8 protein-coding genes and 1 pseudogene are annotated in these 8,378 nt (G+C 36.3%); 4 read left to right on the forward strand and 5 right to left on the reverse strand.

Translation table 11 applies throughout. The annotated features are described in order from the left end of the window. On the reverse strand, nt 1-519 hold a 519-nt coding region (locus tag RLO81_RS12760; RefSeq protein ID WP_350112104.1), incomplete at its 3' end, for a TolC family protein. Nucleotides 520-527: 8 nt separating this feature from the next. After that, nucleotides 528-1,205, reverse strand: a complete 678-nt coding sequence (gene sdaAB, locus RLO81_RS12765; protein ID WP_350112107.1) for an L-serine ammonia-lyase, iron-sulfur-dependent subunit beta — start codon at nt 1,203-1,205, stop codon at nt 528-530. A gap of 132 nt (nt 1,206-1,337) precedes the next feature. On the opposite strand from sdaAB, the gene RLO81_RS12770 reads away from it, so the two are divergent. After that, the gene (locus RLO81_RS12770) at nt 1,338-2,144 is read left to right on the forward strand and encodes an aminotransferase class IV (protein ID WP_350112110.1); all 807 of its coding nucleotides are present in this window, start codon (nt 1,338-1,340) and stop codon (nt 2,142-2,144) included. Here RLO81_RS12770 and thyA read toward each other — a convergent pair. Further along, a complete protein-coding gene (gene thyA, locus RLO81_RS12775; protein WP_350112113.1) occupies nt 2,122-2,916 on the reverse strand; it encodes a thymidylate synthase in 795 nt (264 codons plus the stop codon). The genes RLO81_RS12770 and thyA overlap by 23 nt on opposite strands. Nucleotides 2,917-3,059: 143 nt before the next feature. On the opposite strand from thyA, the gene RLO81_RS12780 reads away from it, so the two are divergent. Continuing rightward, nucleotides 3,060-5,324, forward strand: a complete 2,265-nt coding sequence (locus RLO81_RS12780; protein WP_350112116.1) for an efflux RND transporter permease subunit — start codon at nt 3,060-3,062, stop codon at nt 5,322-5,324. Further along, nucleotides 5,321-6,334: a glycoside hydrolase family 113 gene (locus tag RLO81_RS12785; protein ID WP_350112119.1), complete on the forward strand. Its 1,014-nt coding sequence runs from the start codon at nt 5,321-5,323 to the stop codon at nt 6,332-6,334. The genes RLO81_RS12780 and RLO81_RS12785 overlap by 4 nt, the downstream gene beginning before the upstream one ends. A 1-nt stretch (nt 6,335) precedes the next feature. Here RLO81_RS12785 and RLO81_RS12790 read toward each other — a convergent pair whose 3' ends face one another. Both RLO81_RS12790 and RLO81_RS12795 read right to left on the reverse strand, forming a co-directional pair. Then, nucleotides 6,336-6,833 carry a TerB family tellurite resistance protein gene (locus RLO81_RS12790; protein ID WP_350112122.1) on the reverse strand — a complete coding sequence of 166 codons (498 nt, stop codon included), beginning with the start codon at nt 6,831-6,833 and terminating at the stop codon, nt 6,336-6,338. A 215-nt stretch (nt 6,834-7,048) separates the two neighbouring features. Continuing rightward, nucleotides 7,049-7,906 carry a hypothetical protein gene (locus tag RLO81_RS12795; RefSeq protein WP_350112125.1) on the reverse strand — a complete coding sequence of 286 codons (858 nt, stop codon included), beginning with the start codon at nt 7,904-7,906 and terminating at the stop codon, nt 7,049-7,051. A 140-nt stretch (nt 7,907-8,046) separates the two neighbouring features. Here RLO81_RS12795 and RLO81_RS12800 point away from each other — a divergent pair. After that, nucleotides 8,047-8,378: pseudogene (locus RLO81_RS12800) on the forward strand (peptidoglycan DD-metalloendopeptidase family protein); the annotation flags it as partial.

The raw sequence follows: 8,378 nt of genomic DNA on the forward strand, positions 1-8,378 counted from the left end.
TCGGGTTATTTCAACCTGTTGAGTAGTTGATTCCAATTGTTTTTTGGAGTTTTCAAATAACTCTTTGGTAAACAGCACATTGGTATAAAATGAAACAACATTGAGTATTGTGTTATTCTCTGTGTCTTCTACCGTCTTTTCAGTGGCCTTATAGCTATACTCATTTTGTTTGATATTATTATTAATGTTGAACCCGTTAAAAAGAGTAACGGAACTGCTCACATTAGCATTTGACGATACAATTCGCTGATTTTCCACGAACAAGTTTGTAGTCGGGTCAATTGATCTACCCCAGCTAAACCCATATGAGCCATTTGCGTTCAAATTAGGTAGTCTATTAAATTGCGCCTGCTTGTAATTTATTTCAGCACTTGTTAGGTCTAAACGGCTTCTTTGAATGGTTATGTTATTTGCAAGTGCATAATCTATGCACTCCTGTAATGTCCAAACATTATTTTCTTGGCCTGAAGCACATAAAGTAGTGAATACTAAAAATAGAAGTATTTTAATTCGATGCATAGTATCTGTTATAAATCGATGTCAGGAATGTAAATTATCTGGTTTACCCAGTTAAGACTCTTAAGATATTCTAATGTTACAGGTTTAAGGCCCGAGTCCATTTCAATAACAAGGCAGGCTTCGTCATTCTTACCTTTTCTTGATACACTCATGGTAGCAATGTTGCAATCATCGTTCGACAATATGCTTGAAATATGAGCAATAGAGCCTTTTGTATCCTTTGCTTTAATAATTAATGTATGTAGACTGGCTGAAAAATCGGCATCAAATCCGTCCACTTCTGCTATATTAATAACCCCACCCCCTTTACTTTGGCCAATAATCTCTACTTTCTTATCGCCTTTTTGTAGATTGAGTTTAATAGAATTTGGATGCATGGTAGAAGCATTGCCCACAGATTTAAACGTATATTTCAATCCTTCTTTTTTGGCAATTTCTAAGGAGGTTTTAATACGTGCATCATCCGTTTTATAATCCAAAAGCCCAGCAATGATAGCTTTATCGCTACCATGGCCTTCATAGGTTCTGGCAAACGAGTTATAGAAAGTTATGATAGCCTCATCAGGTTTACCTCCCAACACTCTAATGGCCGCACGGGCAATTCTAACGACCCCAGCAGTATGCGAGCTTGATGGGCCGATCATCACCGGGCCAATCATATCAAAAACACTACTTTTTTCTGCCATACTAATGGTAAATTATCTGTATCAATATTAACTATATTTTTACTTTCGTGATGATGCTTTGATTATAAATGGTTTATATTCATTTTAAACTTCAAATTACATAGGACAGAATTTTATATAGAGCTCTTTATTTTGAAATACATCTACAATAACAAATTAATAGACGAGGAAAAATTCATAACTCCTAACAACCGATCATTCCTATTTGGTGATGGAGTCTTTGAAACCATCATGGTTTTTCAACATGAAATCAGGTTTATAGAACAACATCACAATCGCATTTCAGCTGCAATGAAAGCCATTGGCTTGAACTCTAGCAAGCTTACTTCTGATTTATTTAAAAAGAGTATTGAACACATATTAGAAGCTAACTCAATAACGTCTGGCAGAGTAAAGTTTATGGTTTGGCGTAAAGAAGCTCCAAATCAAGTCGGTTATAGTATAAACACAAACGATTTTGATTTTTTGATAAGCATTAAAAACAATGTATTGCCTGAAATTATGGTATCAACCAATGTTGGATTAAGTAATAAGGTGCGTTTATCACCTTCAGTATCTTCATCTTTTAAGACAATGAATTCGCTCCCTTACGTGTTGGCGGGTATAGAAAAAACCGAACGTAACCTCGATGATATTGTCTTAACAGATTTTGATGGCAATATCTCCGAATGCTCTTCCAGCAACTTGTTCTGGATTAAAGATTCGAAGTTGTTTACTCCTCCTTTAGATACAGGTTGTATCCATGGAATTATGAGAAAAGCTATTATGAATCAATTTAATGTTACTGAAAATAAGATTAGCTATGACACTCTCAAACATTCAGAAACTGTGTTTTCAACTAATGTAGCCCGACTGCAGATTTTCAAACGCATTGACAGTGCTACGCTCGAAACCTCGGGCAAGCTACTAGCCGAAATTAAACAGCTATGGGTGCTTTAATTGTTGGATGCGCCTGGTAGTTTACAATCTCGAAATCTTCATATTGATAGTCAAACAAAGACTCCGGCTTTCTTTTGATATTCAACCTAGGTAGTGGAAATGGCGCTCTAGTGAGTTGAAGTTCTGCCTGTTCAATGTGGTTGGAATATAAATGCACATCACCACCTGTCCATACAAACTCACCAGGTTCTAAATCGCACTGCTGAGCAAACATATGAACCAGTAGCGCATAAGAGGCAATATTAAAAGGCACACCCAAGAAGTAATCCGCACTTCTCTGATATAGCTGGCAAGATAACTTACCATCAGCTACATAAAACTGAAACAAGGCGTGGCACGGTGGCAAAGCCATATTATCTACTTCTGCCGGATTCCAGGCTGAAACTATATGCCGTCTTGAATTAGGATTGTTTTTAATTGAGTTTAACACGTTGGTAATCTGGTCAACCGTTCCGTTTTGCGGAGTTGGCCAACTTCTCCACTGATGCCCATAGACAGGTCCTAAATCACCATTTTCATCCGCCCATTCATCCCAGATAGACACACCATTATCTTTTAGGTATTTGATATTGGTATCACCATTTAAAAACCAAAGCAACTCATAAACTATCGATCGAATATGTAATTTTTTAGTGGTGACAAGTGGAAAGCCTTCACTTAAATCAAACCTTAATTGACGACCAAATACACTTTTGGTTCCAGTTCCTGTTCTATCCCCTTTTTGAACTCCATTGTCCAAAATATCACGCATCAATTCAAGGTATTGCTTCATAAAAAGAAAAATTTGTAGTGGTATTCAAAAATAAAAAAATATTGGCCGTTATCACTGTTTAAAAATTCGAAATTTGGAGAAATGTATAAGTTTTATGAGAACACTCTGTATTCAATGATGTTATCCATGATGAAAATCATATCATGACAAAAAAAGCAGCCCTCCTTTCTATTTTTTTGGTAGTGATAATCACAATTATTGCCGCAAGTCAATTACCAAAGCTGCGGTTTAATTATGTGTTTGAAGAGTTCTTTCCAGTAGATGATCCTGACTTAATCACGTACCTGGAATTTGCGGAGAAGTTTGAAAATGATAATGATTACCTCCTGTTAGGTTTACAGTCAGATAATGGGCTTTTCAATCCTAATTTTATTACTAAGCTTAATAAACTCACTCAACAATTTGAAGAACATGATTCAATAAGGGCTGTGCGATCTATCACAAACATAAAACAACCCATTATTTCACAGGCTGGTTATTATGAAATTCCACTTATACATGTTGAAGATCCAGAACTTTTAAAAAAGGATAGCATTCGCCTGTTCAAACAAAAAGAGCTGGCAGAAACCTTTATTTCAAAATCTGGGAAGTCAACTTTGGTTTTGTTAAAACATAAAAAATTCAGTTCGAAGCAATCTGCTGATGAGTTTGTAGAAGAAATTTTACAAGAGATAGAGCCATTTAATTTCGATAGTTATACAATGGCCGGCAAACTCTATGCACAAGGAATATTTATTGATAAAATTCAGCACGAGCTTTTGAAATTTATCACCGCTTCTATTCTGCTGGTCATGGTTTTTTTAATACTGGCTTATCGTAGTTTTTGGGGTGTGCTGGTACCACTGGCTATTGTGCTTTTTTCAACCATCTGGATTCTTGGATTTATGGCATTCACAGGTAAGCAATTAGACTTGCTTATGGTACTACTTCCTACAATCATGTTTGTAGTGGGCATGTCTGACGTGGTGCACCTTATGACAAAGTATATCGAAAATCTAAGAAGGGGCAATTCAAAAAATGAGTCTATAAAGGTTGCCATCAAAGAAGTAGGTTTAGCCACATTTCTTACCTCACTTACAACTGCTATTGGTTTTTTAACCTTGCTTACAGCCAGCATAGGCCCAATAAAAGAATTTGGAATGTACACTGCATTAGGTGTGATTATTGCGTTCATTGTAGCCTTTATGCTGCTACCTGCAGTCTGGGTTTTAATCAGTGAGCCTAAAATTTCAACGAAGTCTGAAAATAAAGAAGAGTGGATTGGATTTCTCTCAACTAAATTTATCTGGGTCATAAAAAATAGAAGACTTATTTCACTTATCTGTTTAAGCATTATCGTGGTATCTGGCTTAGGAATATCCAAAATTATTGTGAACACATACCTTATTGAAGACTTGCCGCAGGATGATCCATTAAAGCAGAGTTTCACATTTTTTGATGAACAATTTGGTGGTTCACGACCCTTTGAAGTGAAATTAGAAGTGGCGGATGGCCACACATTATTATCACCAGAAATCGCTCGGTCAGTTGGTCAATTAGAAAAATATTTAAAGGATTCAGTGAAAGTTGGAGGATTAGTAAGCCCGACTACAATAATTAAAACACTTAATCAGGCTACTCATGGTGGAGATAATGACTATTTTAAGCTACCTGAAGGCGAAAATTATGATCGAATACTTGACCGTAATCTAAAAAGGCTGGTAAAGAGAGGTGATTTTGATGGTCAGCTTTATGCCGACAGTTTGCACACTGGCAGAATAAGTGGCTGGGTGAATGATATTGGCAGTGCCATAAGCCTGCAAAGAGTAGATGATTTTCACCGGTATAAAAACCAGGTTTTAGATACCTCAATCATTAATGCTCAAGTAACTGGTACATCGTTATTAATTGACAAGAATAATAAATACCTCGCGGACAATATGATCCAAGGCCTTTGTATTGCATTTGGTGTTGTAGCGATTATTGCAGGTTTCCTGTTTCGGTCTTTTAGAATGGTTTTAATAACACTCATACCAAATGTGATTCCCTTAATGATGGTAGCAGCCATTATGGGCTTTTTTGGTATTACTCTCAAATTATCTACGTCAATTGTGTTTACAATAGCCTTTGGCATTGCGGTAGATGACACTATCCATTTTACAAGTAAATTGAAATTGGAATTACTTAAAAACAAAAGCTTAATCTATGCGCTCAAGCGAACCTACTTAAGTACTGGAAAGGCAATTATCGTTACGAGCCTTATTCTATCAGGAGGTTTCTTAATTCTGATTCTTAGTTCTTTTGGAGGAACATTTTACACGGGTTTGCTCATTAGTCTTACACTAATTTTCGCGATGGTCATCGACCTAACCGTGTTACCTGCATTCATAGTGTTATTTTTGGATAAGCACCGTTTAAGCAAAAAATGAATAGAACAGGATTGATATTCCTTATTGTGAGTTGCGTTTTGCTCACACTTATAATAGGCTTTAATAGTGATAAATCAGCTAAAATAAACGGTGTTAGCTTAGTTGCACCACAAAGCAAAGTAGGCAAGGAAATTTATCAACCCATCAATCGTATCGCTGCGAATTGGGTCGCCATCATCCCCTATTCCTTCACTAAAAGAAGTGACCCGAAAATTCGATTTCATTACAATGGCCAGTGGTGGGGTGAAAGTGTAACCGGAACGATTCAAACAATCATTTATGCTAAAGAAATGGGACTTAATGTGATGTTGAAACCACACACCTGGGTATTGGGCGAAGGCTGGGCAGGCGATTTTAATTTAAATTCTGATGAAGAATGGCAAGTATGGGAAGATAGTTATCGGGAGTACATTTTAACGTTCGCTAAAGTAGCTGACTCACTGGATGTACCACTTTTCTGCATTGGCACAGAATACAGAAAAGCTGTTGTAAAAAGACCTTTGTTTTGGAAAAGATTAATTAAGGATGTGAAAGTTATTTACAAAGGTAAAATCACCTATGCCGCTAATTGGGATAATTATCAGAATGTGAGTTTTTGGAGTGATTTGGATTACATAGGAATTGATGCATATTTCCCAATTTCTGAAGAAAAAACACCTACAACTGATCAACTGAAATCTGGTTGGAAACCAATCGTTAACGAGTTGGAGATTTTTTCTAAACGATTAGATAAGCCCATATTATTCACAGAATTCGGTTATAAGAGTACAGATTATGCAGCTGATGGCCACTGGAAATATCAATCAAAAGATTTGAATACTAATCAATTAGCTCAGGCCAACGCCTATAAAGCAGCTTTTGAATTATGGAATAAGCCTTGGTTTGGTGGTGGTTTTTTATGGAAATGGCATAGTAATCATCATTTTGTGGGTGGCCCAACATGCAAAGAATTTACACCACAAAACAAAATAGCTGAAGATGCAATACAACAATTCTTCTCAAAGAATTAAACTACATTGGAAATGAAAGCTTTGGCTTATCGGTTTTTTCAGGGTTGAATCTAGCCTGTTTCACCTCAGGCTCAGGTCGTTTGGCAAGTGTAGCTGATGCTTCCGGAATATCCCTGTACTGCATGATAAACTTGTGTAATTCTTTCTGGCGTGCGGTGATGTCGGATAGTGTTAAACCTAAGTGCTTATGGTAAATTCTATAAATTAAATCCCACTCATTTTTATCCATAAAGCCATCGGCATTAGCGATTAGGCACATCCAGGCGAGGCAGTTAATCTGATCATTTTGATCAAATGATTTGAGCTCTTTCATGCAATCTGTAAATATTGCTTCCTTACTCTCTTTCTCCAAAGCAATAATCTGATCATTGAAATTTTCTTTACTCATGGCCTCATGCCACAACATTTTTTCACCCATCTCTTTCTCTTTCTCATGCAATTCACCATCAGCATAAGTGAGTAAATAATAGAGCTTAGTGTTTACAGATATTGACTTCATGATTCTGAGATGAATGTAATATAATTATAAGGAAATAAAAACGATGCCAAAGAAAAAATTATAGTAACCACCTATTAAACAGGTATTTATCAGTCATTCCATTCCCGTTATGGGAATTAATGAGAAAGATGTATTCAATTTGGGATGTATGTTTATAACAAAAAAACCACCGATCTTAAAAGAACGGTGGTTACCAAACACTGCTTATTTATCAACTATTCAACTATCACATTATCACTTACACCATTAATTACAATTCGTATATTTCTATCACATTCACCATCACCAAAATACATTGTCATTATATTATTCGCTGTTGTGATAACATTAACGCCAGCAACGGGTAGTTTTCCTCTTCTGCTAATTCTACAACTTCTTACAAATACTAAGTCTTCTGTTATCTGTCCTGTATATTCCACTCCTCTTCTTGTAATACCCGATGCAGAACCAGATACTAAAACCCTATCATTTAGTGGATTTAATGCTCTTTCCCAAACCCGTATTCTATTTACCTCGCGTGTAGCACTGGTTTCATCTGGCCATGTTAATTTACCGCCTACAAGCGTAACACTAAATGTTAAGGTATCTGTTAATGTTTCAGATATGTTTTCAATGGTTCTGGTTCCTTCCACCTGTATGTCATTAATAGAATAATCAACAAATGAAACTACTGATATTCCGCCTGGCGCAAAGAAACGACCTGTATGCGATATGGTAATAATTCCTTTTCGGACATTTCCCTTTCTATCCACACAACCATCACCAAAATCTAACGTAATGGTGCCTGACTCTTTCGTGCCCTCATAGGAAAATACTCCATCACACAACCTATCATCATCAAGTTCTTCCATTCTTCCTCCGCTACTAGTCTCAGCAGATTCAAGGGAAATACTGGATAAATCGTCAATATCTTCAAATACGGCATCCATCTCCGCTTCCGACTCAACCACATCAGTTGATACAGAGCGGTCTTCACTTACTTCATCGTTTGCACAGGAAGACATTAATAATGATAAAATACCAACGCCTATGCTTAGCGCTACGTTTCTAGAATTTGATTTAATTAGTTTCATGATATACTTATTTACTTCTTTTTGATCCACCCATCTGAATGGCTTTCATGTTTATAACACAACAGATAACATATACCCTTACTTACTTTATAAACTTTTTTTAATTGCCTTCCTTTGCGCAACTATAAATTGAACAACTGATGAATCAAATTGAAGCTGCATTGAATAGAAACAAAGGTTTATTCAGCAGGATTACACCTTTTAATTTTAATGAAGAGCCATACTTCGTTTTTGATTTTACAAAAGAAAATAACGCATTAGCCAACGTAGATTTGAATAACGAACAGAGTTTTAATGATTATATATTTGGTTCTCTAGCCTCAGCAAATTGCAAAGTAGGAGTTGGTGGTTATGGTGAAAACAGAACTATTTATAGCCGGAGTGACGTATTTTCAGATACTGAGAACAGATCGTTGCATTTGGGTATTGATGTATGGGCAGAAGCAGGTACGCCCATTTATGCTCCTATGGA

The sequence above is a fragment of the Fulvivirga sp. genome (assembly GCF_040220315.1).
GTDB lineage: Bacteria > Bacteroidota > Bacteroidia > Cytophagales > Cyclobacteriaceae > Fulvivirga.